The 16613-nt window shown below is 67.0% G+C and carries 14 protein-coding genes; 5 read left to right on the top strand and 9 right to left on the bottom strand.

Annotated elements, in window-relative coordinates:
• Positions 1–167: 167 nt before the first annotated feature.
• Positions 168–1148 (top strand): hopanoid-associated sugar epimerase, encoded by a 981-nt coding sequence (gene hpnA, locus AC3FJ6_RS15035; protein ID WP_488772832.1) that lies wholly within the window; start codon positions 168–170, stop codon positions 1146–1148.
• 30 nt (positions 1149–1178) lie between these two features.
• Here hpnA and AC3FJ6_RS15030 read toward each other — a convergent pair whose 3' ends face one another.
• The 4 genes from AC3FJ6_RS15030 to AC3FJ6_RS15015 form a co-directional block, all read right to left on the bottom strand.
• Positions 1179–2324: a glycosyltransferase gene (locus AC3FJ6_RS15030; protein WP_488772636.1), complete on the bottom strand. Its 1146-nt coding sequence runs from the start codon at positions 2322–2324 to the stop codon at positions 1179–1181.
• 5 nt (positions 2325–2329) lie between these two features.
• The gene (locus AC3FJ6_RS15025) at positions 2330–3190 is read right to left on the bottom strand and encodes a ferritin-like domain-containing protein (protein WP_194946577.1); all 861 of its coding nucleotides are present in this window, start codon (positions 3188–3190) and stop codon (positions 2330–2332) included.
• A 320-nt stretch (positions 3191–3510) separates the two neighbouring features.
• Complete coding sequence (locus AC3FJ6_RS15020) at positions 3511–3786, bottom strand: hypothetical protein (RefSeq protein ID WP_488772635.1); 276 nt, start codon at positions 3784–3786, stop codon at positions 3511–3513.
• A gap of 140 nt (positions 3787–3926) precedes the next feature.
• Positions 3927–4181, bottom strand: coding sequence for a hypothetical protein (locus AC3FJ6_RS15015; RefSeq protein ID WP_488772634.1), 255 nt, complete (start codon positions 4179–4181; stop codon positions 3927–3929).
• A gap of 199 nt (positions 4182–4380) precedes the next feature.
• Here AC3FJ6_RS15015 and AC3FJ6_RS15010 point away from each other — a divergent pair, with 199 nt between their 5' ends.
• Entirely contained in the window at positions 4381–5502 is a 1122-nt protein-coding gene (locus AC3FJ6_RS15010; protein WP_488772633.1) for an AGE family epimerase/isomerase, read from the top strand.
• Positions 5503–5559: 57 nt separating this feature from the next.
• On the opposite strand, the gene AC3FJ6_RS15005 is transcribed toward AC3FJ6_RS15010, so the two are convergent.
• Positions 5560–6414, bottom strand: a complete 855-nt coding sequence (locus tag AC3FJ6_RS15005) for a LysR family transcriptional regulator (protein ID WP_488772632.1) — start codon at positions 6412–6414, stop codon at positions 5560–5562.
• 131 nt (positions 6415–6545) lie between these two features.
• Here AC3FJ6_RS15005 and mdtD point away from each other — a divergent pair, with 131 nt between their 5' ends.
• Positions 6546–7958, top strand: coding sequence for a multidrug transporter subunit MdtD (gene mdtD / locus AC3FJ6_RS15000; protein WP_488772631.1), 1413 nt, complete (start codon positions 6546–6548; stop codon positions 7956–7958).
• A gap of 16 nt (positions 7959–7974) precedes the next feature.
• Here mdtD and AC3FJ6_RS14995 read toward each other — a convergent pair whose 3' ends face one another.
• The 4 genes from AC3FJ6_RS14995 to AC3FJ6_RS14980 form a co-directional block, all read right to left on the bottom strand.
• A complete protein-coding gene (locus AC3FJ6_RS14995) occupies positions 7975–9141 on the bottom strand; it encodes an AAA family ATPase (protein ID WP_488772630.1) in 1167 nt (388 codons plus the stop codon).
• Positions 9142–9242: 101 nt separating this feature from the next.
• Entirely contained in the window at positions 9243–9614 is a 372-nt protein-coding gene (locus AC3FJ6_RS14990; RefSeq protein ID WP_153949304.1) for a hypothetical protein, read from the bottom strand.
• A gap of 106 nt (positions 9615–9720) precedes the next feature.
• Positions 9721–10392: an alpha/beta hydrolase gene (locus tag AC3FJ6_RS14985; RefSeq protein WP_488772629.1), complete on the bottom strand. Its 672-nt coding sequence runs from the start codon at positions 10390–10392 to the stop codon at positions 9721–9723.
• A gap of 87 nt (positions 10393–10479) precedes the next feature.
• Entirely contained in the window at positions 10480–10782 is a 303-nt protein-coding gene (locus AC3FJ6_RS14980; protein WP_400397355.1) for a hypothetical protein, read from the bottom strand.
• Positions 10783–11274: 492 nt separating this feature from the next.
• Here AC3FJ6_RS14980 and AC3FJ6_RS14975 point away from each other — a divergent pair, with 492 nt between their 5' ends.
• Positions 11275–15273, top strand: coding sequence for a cobaltochelatase subunit CobN (locus tag AC3FJ6_RS14975; protein ID WP_488772627.1), 3999 nt, complete (start codon positions 11275–11277; stop codon positions 15271–15273).
• Positions 15274–15543: 270 nt separating this feature from the next.
• Positions 15544–16608, top strand: a complete 1065-nt coding sequence (cobW, locus tag AC3FJ6_RS14970) for a cobalamin biosynthesis protein CobW (protein ID WP_488772626.1) — start codon at positions 15544–15546, stop codon at positions 16606–16608.
• Positions 16609–16613 lie beyond the last annotated feature (5 nt).

Below are 16613 nucleotides of genomic sequence, written 5' to 3'. Positions count from 1 at the left end.
CCGGTTCACGGTAGGTACTATATACCGGGTCGGATTTTCATGCCGCCGCGTTGGCTGTTGCCAACAGGGTCATTCCGGTGAAAATGCCGCCCTGCGTCTTGGTATAACGGCGGATTCTCGTTCAACGCGTCCGCAACGCCCATAGGGGATTTGAAATTCACAATTGCATTCTCGTGACAGGGGCTTCGGGCTTCCTGGGTTCTTCGGTCATGCGCCAGGCGCTGGAGCGCGGCTTCCAGGTGCGGGTGCTGGTCCGTGCCACCAGTCCGCGCGCCAACCTGGCCGGGCTGCCGGTAGAGATCGTGGAAGGCGACATGCGCGATCCAGCCGCCATGGCGCGTGCCATGGCCGGCGTCCGCTACCTGTTCCATGTGGCGGCCGATTACCGCCTGTGGGCGCCCGATCCCGAGGAAATCGTCCGTTCCAACGTGGACGGCACGGTCACGACGATGAACGCGGCGCGGGACGCCGGCGTCGAGCGCATCGTCTATACCAGCAGCGTCGCCACGCTGCGGGTAGCCGGCGCCACCGGTCCGGTGGACGAGACCGCCGCCATGGCGGGCCACGAGGCCATCGGCGCCTACAAGCGCAGCAAGGTGCTGGCCGAGCGCGAGGTGGAGCGGCTGGTGGCCGAGGGGCTGCCCGCCGTGATCGTGAATCCGTCCACGCCGATCGGGCCACGTGACGTGCGCCCCACACCGACGGGCCGGATCATCGTCGAGGCGGCCACGGGAAAAATCCCGGCATTCGTCGATACCGGCCTGAACCTCGCCCACGTCGACGATGTGGCGAACGGTCATTTCCTGGCGCTGGAAAAAGGCCGCATCGGCGAACGCTACATTCTTGGCGGCCAGGATGTGCTGCTGCGGCAGATGCTGGCGGACATCGCCGGCATGGCCGGGCGCAAGGCGCCCACCATCGAACTACCGCGCTGGCCGCTGTACCCGATTGCCCGGGTGGCCGAAGCCGTTGCCCAGTTCACGAAAAAGGAGCCGTTCGTGACCGTTGACGGCCTGAAGATGTCGCAATACCGGATGTTCTTCACGTCGGCCAAGGCCGAGCGCGAGCTGGGCTATACCGCGCGCCCATACCAGGAGGCGCTACGCGATGCGCTGAACTGGTTCCGCGATAACGGTTACTTGAAATAACCGGCCGGGCGCGGCCCGACCGCCAGGTGCTCAGGAGCGGACGGGCGCCTGGTTGCGGCCCTTCCACTGACCGCCCCTGCGCAGATAAAAGCGGCGCGCCGAATCGAGCGTGGCGCCCAGATAGAACAGCGCCGTCAGCGGCAGCAGCGGTGCCAGCCATGCGGGCTGCCGGTACTCGCGCAGCATCGGACGGTAGCTGATTGCCATCAAGACCCAGGCCAGCCAGGCTGGCCATGCCGCTGCGCCGCCGGCCAGCGCCAGCAAGGGCGGGGCCAGATAGGTCAGGATCATGCCCAGCGTGGCACCCGCCAGCATCAGCGGCGAATAGTGCAACTGCGTATAGGCACTGCGCGCAATCATGTTCCACAGGCTTTGCCAGTCGTCATACGGGCGCAGCGACACGCTGTCGTCGGCCAGGTCGAGCCGGATGGAACCGCCTGCCTTGATCTTCGCCGCCAGGCTGCAGTCGTCGATGAGCTCGCCGCGAATCGCCGCAAAGCCGCCGATCCGGGCCAGTGCCGAACGCCGCGCCAGCATGCAGCCGCCGGCCGCGCCGGCCACCTTGCTGTGCGGGTCGGCGACGCGCTGGAACGGGTAAAGCTTGGCGAAGTAGAAGACAAAAGCCGGCACGATCATGCGTTCCCACCACGATTCGCAGCGCAGACGCACCATCAGGGACGTCAGGTCGCGCTGCTCGTGTTCGGCGCGGGCGACCAGTTCACGCACGGTGTGCGGGCCGTGCCAGATGTCGGCGTCGGTCAGGAACACGAACGCGGCGTCGGGCATGCGCTGGTCGGCAGCGGCCAGCCCCTCGGACTGCGCCCAGACCTTGCCGCTCCAGCCGGCCGGCAGGTCGCGCGCGCCGATCACCGTCAACGCTTCGCCCTTGCCGATGGAAACGGCGGCGGCCCGGGCGATATCGGCCGTGCCGTCGGTGCTGTGGTCGTCCACCACGACGAGCTGCAGGCGGCCAGGATATTGCTGGCTTAGTACCCCGGTCACGGCGCGGGCAATCACATCGGCTTCATTGCGGGCCGGAATCACGCCGATCACAGGCGGCCAGTGGGCCGGTTGAGGGGAGGGGGCGGGTTTGCGCACGCGCCAGAATCCGGCGCGGGCGAATACCAGTACGCACCAGACCACCAGGGTCAGCAGGGACAATCCGAACAGCAGCATGGGTCTTATTTGATGAATCGCCGCGCCAGGCGGGCCAGCCTGGGCACGGTGGTGGGCCGGACAAGGCGCGCATCATACCCCGCCATGCGCCGTTCGTTCTCGGCCAGGCACAGATCGATCATGGCGCCGGCCGACAGCGTCTGGCCCAGCGATCCGGCGGCGTTCATCGGAAAGTTGGCGTCCTGCGCGGTGCCGTCCGCCTTGACGTCGATGCCCTTGGCCAGGCCGATGCGCTCGCGGATCAGGAACAGCCAGACGCGTGCGACCTTGAGTGCGAAGGCCGGGCGGCGCCACCACGGCAGGCTCTTGCGATACCAGGCCACCCAGTTGGCAAAAAACAGGATATGGCGGCCTTCTTCCTGGATCACCGGCTCGAAGGTCTCCACCAGCTCGGCCGGAAAGAAGCCCGAATCCTTGGCTGCCGCGAACAGGCCGAAAGCGGCGAAGCTGTCGATGCACTCGCTGTAGCCGGTGACCAGCCAACCCCATTCGGCGTCGGCGGGCGGTAGGTATTCGGGTTCAGGCGCCAGCGTGATGCCGTACGCCTGTACCAGCTTCGAGAGCACCACCTTGTGGCGCGCTTCCTCGTCGGCATCCATTTCCAGCGCGCTGCGCAGCAGGGCATCCTTCTGGCGGGCGGCAAAACTGTGCACCCGTACCGATGCGCGCCCTTCGGTCTGTACGGCGATATCCCAGATGGGCAGCGAGGTCACGCGCTTGAGCGCGTCGGGCGGCAGCTTTGGCCAGTCGATGACCGACGGCTTGTACGGGTTGTGGGTCTGCAACAACATGTTGCAGAACATGCGCAGGTGTTCGGCCGAGCCGATGCGCACCGGCCCGTCCAGCGGGTCGGTCCAGTTGCGCATGGCGTGGTCCGCCAGATCGATGGCCGTGCGGGCCACGGTGGCGGCCACGGCAGCGGCGCGGGCCTCACTGGTTTCCGGGATCGACTGGACGCGGGCAACGGGCAAGCCGTCTACCGCGCCTTCGATTTCGAATGCTTTCTTCATCGGCGCTCCGGGCAGGGATAGCGGCAGTCATTGTATCCAGCCGGAGCGGTTGGTGCAGGATTGTGTCGAAAAAGACAGTCCAGCCGGCCAGCCAGTGGGGGCGGTCGTTGGCGGGCGGCAAGCAATGTGTGGCAGGCCGGCGCAATGCCGGCCATGGGCCCTGGATGCGGCGCCGCTCAGCGTGCGTGGTGCGCGCGTTGCGGCCTCGGTGGTTGGCGATGCCATTCCTGTGCGATATCCGGGAAGACATCGCACTCGCCGCGAACGATGTTCTCGATCGTGGCGCAAATCCCCTCGGTGCCACGTGGCCCGACGCAGACAAGGCTGCGCGGGGTTTCCGAATGGGCCGGAATGGCGTACACGTGCATCCCCTCGCGATAGAGGGGATGCTGGGTCAGCCGCTCGTTCAGGATTTCGACAAAGCGGTTGGGGCTAACGGTCGGCTTGTCCATCGCTTTTCTCCCTACGGGCTTCCAGCCTATGGCGGCCTCCGGCCATGTTCAAGGGGCTCAGCGGCGCTTCAAGCGCCCATTGGGTCGCATCGTCACGTAATGTCACGCAAATTCACGCATTGCAACCACGTTCGGTTCGACTAGTGTCGGGTGCCGGCGACTTCGTCCGTGGTGCGCCGGCCGTCGAGCATGCCATTGCCGGCGACCCAGCAGGCAGCTTCGGCTTCGGCGTGCGACGGATAGTCGGTTTGCGCCTCAATGGTGCTGTCGCAGTCGGCGCCGCCGCATTTTTCCTCGACGATGATGCGCCAGGTGTAGCGTCCGGGCCGGTCTTCCATGACATGCATGACCAGGGTGCGGCGCTGGTCGGACAGGGACATCGGATGGGTCTGCATAACGGTACTCCGTTGATTCACCACCAGGCAGGGGCCCCGGTGGACTTTCAACATAGCACCGCACCGCGCCATTTCCAGCAGGAAATGCCGCAGTGCGGCGTCCGCGGCCTATGCTGGGGGCATCGGTCCTGATATCGTGTGCGGCCTTGGGTTCCTGGGGGCCATGTCGCGCCCGGGGACGGCAGACCGGACCTCTACCATGCCTGTTTCCACGACCCTTACCGACCGCATTGCCGCGCTGCTGGCGCATTTCGATACCGCCGTCCTGCCGTCCTGGACGGGGCCGGGCTGGAATCCGTCGATGGCGCTCGCGCACGAGGCGCTGGACGGCGTGTCCGGTCAGCCGTTGCCCGACAAGCGTTACCGCGCCATGGCCTGCGCGCGCCAGCTCTATGTCTTTGCGACGATGGGCAATCTGCCGCACGCCGCCACGCTGTTCAATTCGCTGGTTCGCCATTTTGGCGATGGTGCCGGAGGCTGGATCTACAGCATCGACGCGCGGGGTGCGCCGCTCGATGCCACGCGCGATCTGTATACCTACGCTTTCGTGGTGTTCGCCTGCGCGCATTACCACCGGGCCAGTGGCGACGCCGCGGCGCTGGAGACCATGCAACGCACCATCGCCGCGATCGAGGCGCGCTTTGCCGACGGCAACGGTCTCTATCACGCGGCACTGGCGCAGAACTTCGGGCCCAACGAAAGCGGTGTGCTGCAGAACCCGATCATGCACCTGACCGAGGCCTACCTGGCGGCGCTGGATATCACCGGCGACGCCTGGATGGCCCAGCGGCTGAAGACGCTGGCCGATGCCGTCCACGTCCGGTTTGTCGACCCGGCCAACGGTTGCGTTGCCGAACTGCCGCAGGGCACGCCGGGCAACCGGATCGAGCCCGGCCATCAGTTCGAGTGGTATTCGCTGGTCATGACGGCCCCGGCGCTGTTTGCCGATGGCCCGCTGGCCGCGTCGCTGCCGCAGGCGTTTGCGTTCGCCCGCCGCCATGGCGTGGCGGATGCCACATTGGGCGTGTGTGCCGCGCTCGACGGCCACGGCGCGGTGCAGGACGCCACCGAGCGGATCTGGGCCCAGACCGAATTCGCCCGGGCGTTGATGGTCAAGGCATCGGTGGAACAGGACGCGGCGGCGCTGGCCGAACTGGAAACCTGGATCGACCGGTTCCGCGCACGCTTCCTGCACGCGCGCGGCTGGCACGAGTGCCTGGCGCCGGACGGCGCCGTCATCCGGGCCGAAATGCCGTCCACCACGCCGTACCACCTGCTGACGGCCTGGCAGGCGCTGCGCACGCTGCTTCCGGCGGCCTGACCCGCCGGCCGCCTGATCCGGCTGATCCGGCTGGCCCGGTTGGCCGGGATGGGCGCGTCAGTCCACGCGTGCCCGCAGGTCGCTCTTGCGGATCAGCTGCAGCAGGGTGTCGGCCGGGCGGGACAGGCGCCCCGCGGCCAGCGTGATGAATTCGACGTCGGGCAGGGCGGGCAGGGCATCGACATTGACGGGCGGCACCAGTCCGCCGCCGGTCAGGTTCTGCGCCCGTACCGTGATGCCAAGGCCACCGCGCGCCGCGGCAATGCAGCCCGAGTGACTGCTGCTGGTGCAGACCACCCGCCAGCGCCACCCCGCCGTGGCCAGGGTGTCGAGCACCACCGATCGTGTGACGCTGGGCTCGTTGACCAGGATCAGCGGCAGCGGCTGGCCCACATCGACCACGGTCCCGGGCCGCGCCAGCCATTCGAGCTGGCCGCGAAACAGCGGCACGCCACGCCGTTCTCCTTCCCGCCGTTTGCCGATGATCAGGTCCAGCGTGCCGGCCTCGATCCATTCGTACAGCTTGCTGGTCATGCCGATGGTGATTTCCAGTTCCACGTCCGGGTGCGTGGCGCGGAAGGCCGCCAGCACATTGGGCAGCGGCCCTTGCGCCAGGTCTTCGGAACAACCGAGCCGAACGCGACCCTGCAGACGCGGCGCGCTGAACTGCTGCTCGGCGCGGGCCAGCGATTCCAGGATCAGGCGGGCATGTACCAGCAGCGCCTCGCCATCGGGCGTCAGCGCCAGCGAATGGGTATCGCGCACGAACAGGCGCCGGTTGACGTGCTGTTCCAGCCGGCGGATGTGGTCGCTGACCGACGATTGCGACAGGCCAAGCTGGCGGCCGGCGTCGGTAAAGCTATGCGCGGTGGCCACCGTGGCGAAGGTGTGAATCCAGACGGGATTGAGCATCGGTGCATTGTCATCGGATTTTCCGATGGCAGTCAATAAACCCAGAGGGGTTCCCGATGGGGTGCCGGGTGCGTACCATGCTTGCACGGTCCGGGTTTCTCCCGGGCTGGCATGACAGCAGGATTTTCCCAATGAATACCGCCCCCGCCCCCGCCGCCCGCCAGGCCGTCTCCCATAAGGCCATGCTGTGGATTGTCTTCGCCGGCTTTTTCATGCAGACGCTGGATACCACGATCGTCAATACCGCGCTGCCATCGATGGCGCACAGCCTGGGCGAAAAGCCGCTCGACCTGAAACCCGTGGTGGTGGCCTATACGCTGACCATGGCGATGTTGACCCCGGCATCGGGCTGGCTGGCCGACAAGTTCGGCACGCGCCGCGTCTACTTCAGCGCCATCCTGATCTTCGTGCTGGGTTCGGTGTTCTGCGCCACGGCGCATACGCTCACGCAACTGGTGATTGCGCGGGTGCTGCAGGGTGTGGGCGGCTCGATGCTGCTGCCGGTCGGCCGGCTGGCCGTGCTGCGCAACATCCCCGGCGAGCAGTACATCGCCGCGCTGGCGTTCGTGTCGATTGCCGGGCAGGTCGGGCCGATCTTCGGGCCGGTGCTGGGCGGCTGGCTGGTCCAGAGCGCGTCGTGGCACTGGATCTTCCTGATCAACGTGCCGGTCGGGCTGGTGGGACTTTTCGCGGTACGCCGCTACCTGCCCGCGGGCGAAGCCGGTGTGGCGCCGCCGTTCGACTGGCTTGGCTGCGGTCTGCTGTCGCTATGCATGGTCACGTTCTCGCTGGCGCTGGAAAACGGCGCGCATAGCCCGTGGAGTGCCTTGCTGGCTGCCATCAGCATCGGCAGCGCGCTGCTCTATATCCCCCATGCGCGCCGGCATGCCACGCCGCTGTTCCGGCTGGCGCTGTTCCGCGAGCCCAACTTCAGCGTGGGCCTGATTGGCAACCTGGTCTGCCGGATCGGGTCGGGCGCGGTGCCGTTCCTGCTGCCGCTGCTGTTCCAGCTGCAGCTGGGCTATTCGCCGCTGCACTCCGGCATGATGCTGCTGCCGGTGGCCATTGCCGGCACGATCTCCAAACGCTGGATCGTGCCGCTGGTGAATCGCTTTGGCTACGACACGTTCCTGCTCGTCAATACGGTGATCGTCGGCGCCTCGATCGCGTCGTTCTCGGCTATTTCGCCGGGCTGGCCGCTGGCCATGTCGATCGTGCAGCTGGCCACGTTCGGCGCCGCCAATTCGATGCAGTTCGCGGCGATGAACAGCGTGACGCTGAAGGGACTGACCCGCGAGGACGCCGGCAGCGGCAACAGCCTGTTCTCGATGGTTCAGATGCTGGCCATCGGCCTGGGCGTCACCATCGGCGGCGGGCTCGTCAGTCTGTTCTCGGTGAAACTCGGTGTCGCGGCGCCGGCCTACCGGCTGGCCTTCCTGTCGGTGGGCATTATCACGCTGTTCTCCGCCCTGGTGTTCCGCCGGCTCGATGCCGAACGACTGAATCCGAAAAGCGTGAAACGGGCGGCGGTACAGGCGCCGTAGACAACTGGACGGGGCCTCAGCCTTCGGACGGCGGCCAGCCGTCACGCTCGCTGAGTTCCTTGAACCATTCGTGCATGGTGGAATCCTGCACGGAATATTCGCCGCGGGCCGATTTCCATACCAGAGCCGGCGATCGGTCCCGCAGGCTTTCCAGCGCCGCCTGGACTTTTTGCGGCGAAACGGTCATGCCGGGGCATTGCTGACGGTAGAACGCCAGCGATTCTGCGTCGTAAGGCCGGAACTTGCTGCCGATCGACAGCATCCGTGCCAGCACCGCCTGCTCAAGCGGCTTGAGGCCCAGGTAGTCGGACTTCATCTGTGCCGTGTCCTGCGCCTGCCGTCTGCGGGCGGCGGCAAGTACGCGCAGTTCGAACCGCTCGCCGTTATCGGCTTCCAGCGGGTTCAACGATTCCCCGATGGCAGCATGGAAGAACTGTGGCCGATATCCGAAAAGCTGGAACGCTTCGAGCAGCGCCGGCTGATCGACTGGCCGCAACTCGCTGCGTTGCTGCTCGATCAGTGCCGCGACGTGCGCCACATAGCTTTTGCCCAAGGTGGGCATCTGGTGGATGGACGAGCCGTAGAACGGGGCGCTGGTGGTGTTGACCAGCCGTAACAGTTTGTCGCGGTCCGAGCCGGACATGACAAGCATTAGCGCGATAGCCTCGGGCGTGTTCATCTGATCGCGCGCTGACTTCAGTGCGGCCATGGCGGTTTCGCCAGATTCGCTGGTCAGTGCATGCTGGGCTTCGTCGATCAGCAACGCGATGGGCTTGCCCGTTTTCTTGTGCAGCGCCTGGAGGGCCTGCGGCAATGTCGCCCCGTCGATACTGCCCACCCGGGAGGTGTCTATCTTCAGCGTGCCCGCGATGGTGACGCTTTCCAGGCGCGCCTTGCGGGCAGTGCGGGCCACCACGCCCTGATTCTCGGCCAGTGCGTGCGCGATCCCTTCCGCAATCAGCGCGCCGGGGTCCTTCCGCTGGTCTGACCAGAGATCGACGTAGATCACCAGTACGTCCGCCTTTTCAAGAGCCGGGCGCAAGTCGTACTGCAAGAACATCGATTTTCCGGTGCGTCGGGGTGCCGCGAGAAACAGCCCGTTCTGTGCGTCGCCAAATACCGCAAGGCCCTGCAACTGGGCGGCGAGCTCGGAGGCCAGCTCCGGTCTGCTGAAGTAGCGCATCCGTTTATCTTGAATTATCCTGAGTTGGATAATTTATTGAAACGGGGATAAAAGTCAATAATTCGCGGCCGGACGCCAGGTAAAGTGATGTTTAATCTACATCAATCCTCCACCCCATTCTCGCGCAGCATCCGGTCGCATTCGTCCAGCATGTCGTGGGCGAAGGCTGACTGGTAGTTCGGATCCAGGGCTTCCATCATCTCGTGCGAGGCGTACAGACCGGCTTCGCGCGACAGTGTGGCGGCCAGTTGGCGGGCCAGCTGGTCGCTCAGGTCCGACAGCAGGCGCCGCTCGGACAGCGCCAGCTGCAGCTTCGAGCGCGACAGCCAGTTGCCGGCCAGCGTGGCGCCCTGGGCTTCGGTCATCCATTGGCCGTGTTCGTAGAACGCGGATAGCCGTTCGGCCATCAGCGCGAACATCAGCGCCTTGCGGGTGTTGAAATCGATGCGGGGGGGCGGCGAGGCGGGGATCATTGGCGAAAATCCTGAAGGGCGGGGCGCGTGATGGTAACGCACCCGGTAACGCACCCGGTAACGCACCCGGTAGCGCACCCGGCAACGGAAGCGCCAGAAAGGCTTGTCAGCCCAAGCGCGCCTGCAGCCATGTGCCGATATCGGCGATCTCTTCCAGGCAGACCGAATGGGGCATGTTGCCGTACGCATGCCAGGTCACCGGCTGGCCGCGTTCGGTGAGGAAATCGCGGGCGCGGGTGCCCAGGGTCAACGGCACCACATCGTCGGCCGTGCCGTGGGCGGCAAAGATCGGCGTGTTGGCGTTGGCCGGGGTGGCTTCGGCCGCGATCAGTTCGGGCGACGGAATGTAGGTGGACAGCGCGATCACGCCGGCCAGTGTCTGCGGGTGCGTCAGGGCCGTGGTGTAGGCAATGGCGCCGCCTTGCGAGAATCCGGCCAGCACGATGTTCGCGGCCGGAATGCCACGCCCGATTTCGCGGTCGATCAGCGCACGGATGGCGTCGCGCGACTGCTTGATGCCCGCCACGTCGGCCTTGCGGCCGGCTTCGTCGAGCGAATAGATGTCGTACCACGCGGGCATGACGTAGCCGCCATTGCAGGTGACGGGGATGGCCGGGGCATGCGGAAAGACAAAGCGCACGGCCAGGGTGTCGGGGAGGCCCAGCTCGGGCACCACGGGTACGAAGTCGCTGCCATCCGCCCCAAGCCCATGCATCCAGATCACGGCGTGGGTCGGATTCGGTGCGGTGTCGATTTCAATGGCGGGCAGCAAGCTCATGGCCGTTCCTGTGAATGCGGGAAAGCGGCCAGTATCGCACGGGCGCCGGAGCGTCCGTGCGACGGCTTGTCAGGCTTCCAGGCGGGGTCAGGCGGCCGTGGGAACGATCGGAATCGTGGCCAGGCCAGGGGTGCTGCGAGCGGGCGCCGCCTGCAACTGCGGCGTTTCGGGTTGCGGCGGCGACGCAAAGCGCCGGTCCGCCACGCCTTCCACGCCGGTGGCGTGTACCTCTTCGAGGAAGGCGATCATGTTGCGGTAATAATCGACTTGCATCTGCGCTTCAAGCAGGCGACGTTCTGCCTGGAAAAGCGTCAGCCTCATGTCTTGCAGTTCCTTCTCGGCGATCTTCTCTGGCGTCGGCGGACTGAACAAGTTTGCAAGCGAACGCATGGCAGTTACCTCCCGGGGCTGTCGTACGGCGTGTGAGTCGTTTCGGTTGTGTGCGCGCCATGCGGTCAAATATAGACGATTCGGCGCAAGGTACACGATGGGTCACCATGCATCATGTGGGCTCCCCCACAAGAATGATTGCCGTCACCCGGATGGTGGGGTAGATTTACCGCCCATCAGCCGGGAGCCGCCTTGGGGCATGTCCCGGCTTTGTCTTTTTTACATCCGACCTGGTAGCGAACTTGCCGATTGTGGCGAAAGCTGCCGTTTGGGAGCGTTATCCGTATCGGACATGGCTAAAATCTGTCGTCGGTAAAAAAACCACATCCTGTTAGCCCGCTGCAACAGCGGGGGCAACGCGACACGATACCGAGGGCGGATACATCACAGCCGTATGACGGGCAGGGCTGCCTGGCGGGTAGAATGCCGCGCCGGCGTCCCTTTTTTGCGCCGCCACTCAAGCTCTCTCCACGCCCCCAGTCCGCTTCCGACGTGCCCGCGCTTTCTGCCGCCTGCCGGCGCCTGCTGCCATGCCTTCTTCGCCTGTGCCTGATCCTGCCGATGCTGGCATGGGGCGCGCCGGTGCGCGTGCTGGTGGTGGCATCGCAAACGCATCTGCTGCCGGCCGCCGCCGAGACATTCCGTGCCGTGCATGGCAATGACGTGGCCGAATTCACCTTTACGACGACCGCACCGGATGCCGGCACCCTGGCGCAGGCCGACGTCATCCAGGCGTGGTTCGTGCCGGCGGCGGTGCTGCGGCAGATGGCACCGGGCGTACAGCAGGCGCAGTCGCGCGGTGCGCTGGTATCGGCCGCGCCCGCCGACGTGGCCGAAGGTGCCTGGCGCCTCCACACCGATGCCGCGCTGAATGCCGCGATCCAACCCTATTGGGACGCGGGCGGTGCCGACAACCTGGCCGCGGCGCTGGCGGCGGCTGTCGCGGCGCACCAGCGCGCCGCGGGCGTGACGCCGATCGCCGTGCCGCCGGTCAAGCCGGCGCCGGCGGCCGGCATCTACCATCCGCGCGCACCGCAGCCGTTCGCGTCGTTGGACGCATACCTGCGCTGGTATCGGTCGACGGGGCGTGTGCGCGATGATGCACCGCTGGTCGGCATCTCGTTCTATGCCACCCACTACCGCCAGCGCGACCTGGCGCACATCGATGCATTGGTCGATGCGCTGGAACGGCAGGGCATCGGCGCCGTGCCGGCGTTCGGCTGGCCGCTGTCGAGCCTGGATGCCTTGCTGACGCAGGACGGCACGACGCCGCTGCGGGCGCTGCTGGCCCTGAACCTGACGATTCCGCGCGCCGAAGACAAGGACTGGCTGGCGCGCCACGGCCTGCATGCCATCAACCTGATGGCCACGCGCGACAGCGCCGCGGCGTGGCACGCCGACGTGCGCGGCATTGCCGGCGAGCGGCTGCCGCTGCTGCTGGGGGCGCCCGAACGCAGCGGCGCCACCGAGCCGGTGCTGTTTGCCACGCAGGAAGACCACGACGGCGCGAAGGCCAGCGCCGCCGTGCCCGAGCGCGTGGACGCGGTGGTCGCGCGCGTGCGGCGCTGGATTGCGCTGCAGGACAAACCGGCTGCACGCAAGCGTGTGGCCGTGCTCTACTACAACAATCCGCCGGGACGCGGCAACATTGGCGCGAGCTATCTGGCGACGCTGCCCACGCTCGCGCAGATCTTGCAGCGGCTGCAGGCCGCCGGCTACGACACCGGGCGCGACATGCCCGACACCGCCACGCTGACCGCGCCGCTGGAAGCCAATGGCCGCAACGTGGAGACCTGGTCGCCCGGCGAACTCGATCGCATGGTACGCGCCGGGCACGTCAAGCTGGTGCCGCTGGCGCAGTACCGCCGCTGGTTCGATACCTTGCCGGCGATGTTCCGCGATGCGGTGGTGCGCGCCTGGGGGCCTCCCGAACGCAACCCGTTGATGCGCGCGCACGATGCCAACGGGGCGCCGGCCTTCGTGGTGCCAGGGCTGTTCTTCGGCAATGTGTTCGTCGGCCCGCAACCGCTGCGTTCCACCTTCGACAGGGCGATGGACGCCGCGCACGACACCATCACGCCGCCGCCGCATTCCTATGTGGCCGCCTACCTGTGGTACCGGCATGCATTTGGCGCCGACGCCGTGGTGCATGTCGGGCGTCATGGCACCCTGGAATGGCTGCCGGGCAAGCAGGTGGGCCAATCTGGCGACGAGGCCTCCGAAGTCCTGCTGGGCGACCTGCCGAACGCCTATATCTATATCCAGGATGGCGGCGGCGAGGCCATCCAGGCCCGGCGCCGCAGTGCGGCGGTACTGGTGAGCCACCTGGCGCCGCTGCTGGCTGCCGCCGGACAGCCGCCGGCGCTGGCATCGCTGGACGAAGCCATCGAACAGGCCGATGCCACGCGGGACAGCGCGCCCGATCTGTCGGCGCAGTACCGCAAGCAGGCGCTGGAACAGATCCGGACACTGAAGCTGGACCGGCAACTGGGGCTGGACGTCAACGCACCGTGGGACACCATCGAGCCGGTCGTGCATGCCTTCCTGCACAAGGTGGAGGCCGAGCCGATGCCGCTGGGCATCCACGTGCTGGGTCAGATGCCCGCGCCCGCCGATCAGACCGACGCGCTGGCGATGATGCTGGGCGCCCGTACCAGGACTGATCCGGCGCGGTTGCACGCCTGGGCCGCCAATCTGGTGGCCGGCCACCAACCGGCCCTGGCGGAGGACGTCGGAGACGATCCTCGCCGTGCGCTGGACGCTGGCCGGCAATGGCTGGCGGACTTGCGTGCATCGCCCCAGGCCGAACTGGATGGGCTGATCACGGTGCTGGCGGGCCGCTATCTGCCCAGCGGGCCATTGGGCGATCCCGTACGCGTGGCCGACAGCCTGCCAACCGGGCGCAACCTGCACGCTTTCGACGGCGCCCGGATTCCCACGCGCGCGGCCTGGGCGCTGGGCAAGGCGATGGCCGCGCAGACGCTGGAACGCTTCCGGCGCGAACACGGCAATTGGCCCGAAACGGTGTCGATGGTGCTCTGGTATGGCGAGACCGAACGCCATCAGGGCGCCATGGAAGCCGAGGCGCTCTACCTGATGGGCGTGGAGCCGGTGTGGAATGCGCGCGGCAATGTCGAGGACGTTCGGTTGATTCCCGATGCCGAACTGGGCCGGCCGCGCGTGAACGTGCTGCTGACCACGTCCGGCATTTACCGCGACGGGTTTGGCGACAAGATCGCGCTACTGGACAAGGCCGCCCGGCTGGCCGCCGCGGCCGGAAATAATGCAATTAGCCGCCATGACCGGGACGTCGCCGCAGAGTTGGCCCGGCAAGGCGTCGGGCCGGAGCAGGCCGGCAGGCTGGCGCGGGCGCGCGTATTCGCGGCGAAACCGGGCAACTACGCGATCGGCGTGCAGCAGATGGTCGAGCAAAGCCGCGACGCCCAGGGGCCGCCCGATGGCCTGGCCCGCCAGTACCTGCGTTACATGAACTTCGCGTACTCGGCCGATGGCTGGGGCGAATCGGCACCGGGGGCGCTGGCCAGCCATCTGAAATCGAACCAGGCCGTGCTGTTCTCGCGCACCAGCACGCTTTACGGGGCGCTGGACAACGACGATACCTACCAGTACGCGGGCGGGCTGACGGCCGCCACGCGGGCGGTCAGCGGCACGGCGCCGCCCCTGTGGCTGCACAATCTGCGCCGGGAAGGGCAGACGCAGACCGTCGATGCGCGCACGTGGCTGGCCACCGAGTTGAACGCCCGGCAGTGGAATCCGAAGTGGATCGCCGCAATGCAGCGGTCGGGCTACGCGGGCGCCCGCGAGATGTACAAGGAAGTGGAGCACCTGTACGGTTTCCAGGCGACGGTGCCCGAGCAGATGCCGGGCGCATTCTGGCAGCAGACCTACGACGTCTATGTGGCCGACAAGCTAGGCATGGGCATGGACGCGTTCTTCCGCGCGGCCAATCCGCACGCGCGGCAGGGCATTCTGGCGCGCCTGCTGGAGGTGGATCGCCAGGGCAGCTACCGCTTCACCGATGCCGAGCGCCGCGAACTGCTGCGCCAGTACGCGGAAAGCGTGCAACGCGACGGACTGTCATGCACCGCCAACACCTGCGGCAACCCGGTGCTGATGGCGCATGTCGCACGGCAGGGCAAGGCCGCGCGGATCGACATGCGGGCGTTGGGCCGGGAACTGGCCGATGCGGTGGTGGCGCCGGCCGGGCAGGGCGCCAAGGCGCGGCCTTCGCCATCGGAGACGAAGGCCGCGCCGGTGCATCCGGTGCCTGGGCCCCCTGCCGTGCCTGCCGCGCCGGCCATCGCACAGTCGGACACGGAACACGTGACCGGCCAGCGGCTGGCGCCACAGGTCGTACCGGTGCCGGCAGCGCCCGCCGAACGCGCGCGGCACCTGGCGTTCGCGCTGATGCTGGCGGCGCTGACGATCGGCGCCGGTGCCATCGCCGCGTGGCGCCGAGGCAGGCGTTAGCGGCTGCTGATGCGCTGTGCCCTCTCCCCCAACCCCTCTCCCGCGCGCGGGAGAGGGGAGCGAAGCCACAGCCATTTGCAAGCCGATCGGTGTTCTCCCTCTCTCCCGCCTGCGGGAGAGAGGGGGGGGAGAGGGCACGGCAAACCAAGTCGCGACCCGTCCTGGATTGCATCGCCCGCGCCGCAGAGGGACACCGTCCTCACGTGCAAATAGACAGCCCCTTCCGATCTCCGTATCCTGATCGCCTTCGCAAATTCCGCCCGAGCCTCCATGCAAACCTCCAAGATTCCGGCCACCATCGTCACGGGCTTTCTTGGCAGCGGCAAGACCACGCTGCTGCGCCATATCCTCGATCACGCCAATGGCCGCCGCATCGCGGTGATCGTCAATGAATTTGGCGAACTGGGCATCGACGGCGAAATCCTGAAGGGTTGCGGTATTGGCTGCGACGACGCGGGCGAGCCCACGGGCCAGCTGTACGAACTGGCCAACGGTTGCCTGTGCTGCACCGTGCAGGAGGAATTCTTCCCCGTCATGGAGCACCTGCTGGAGCGGCGCGACCAGATCGACCACGTGCTGATCGAAACGTCGGGCCTGGCGCTGCCCAAGCCGCTGGTGCAGGCCTTCCACTGGCCCAGCATCCGCAATGCCTTCACGGTGGATTCGGTGGTCACCGTGGTCGATGGGCCTGCCGCGGCGGCCGGCCAGTTCGCCGCCAATCCGGTGGCGGTGGACGCGCAACGCCGCGCCGATCCGAACCTGGACCATGAGTCGCCCCTGCATGAACTGTTCGAAGACCAGCTGGCCAGCGCCGACCTGGTGATCCTGAACAAGACCGACCTGATGGACGCCGCGCAGATCGCCAGCGTGGAAGCCCTGGTCCGGCCCGAGATCCCGGCCGAGGTCAAGATCGTGCCGGCGCAGGCTGGCAAGCTCGACGTGGGCATGCTGCTGGGCCTGCAGCGCGCGTCGGAAGACACGATTCACCTGCGCCCCGACCATCATGGCAGTGCCGACGACCCCGACCATGCCGATCACCATCACGACGACTTCGAATCGGTGGTGGTCCAGGCCGGCACGGTGGACCGGGATGCGCTGGTGGCCGCGCTGCAAAAGCTGGTGGCGGCGCACACGATCTATCGCGTAAAGGGCTTTGCCACGCTGCCGGGCAAGGCCATGCGCCTGGTGCTGCATGGCGTGGGCCAGCGTTTCGACAGCTATTTCGATCGCGCGTGGCGTGCCGGCGAGCCGCAGGGCACGCGCGTGGTGCTGATCGGCCAGGAACTCGATGGCGCGGTGCTGCAGGCATCGCTGGATGCCGCGCTGGCGCGCTGACCGCT

It is taken from the genome of Cupriavidus sp. 94F1, from assembly GCF_057798875.1.
Note: the sequence above shows the minus strand (reverse complement) of the source record. Positions and strands in the feature narration are given on the sequence as shown.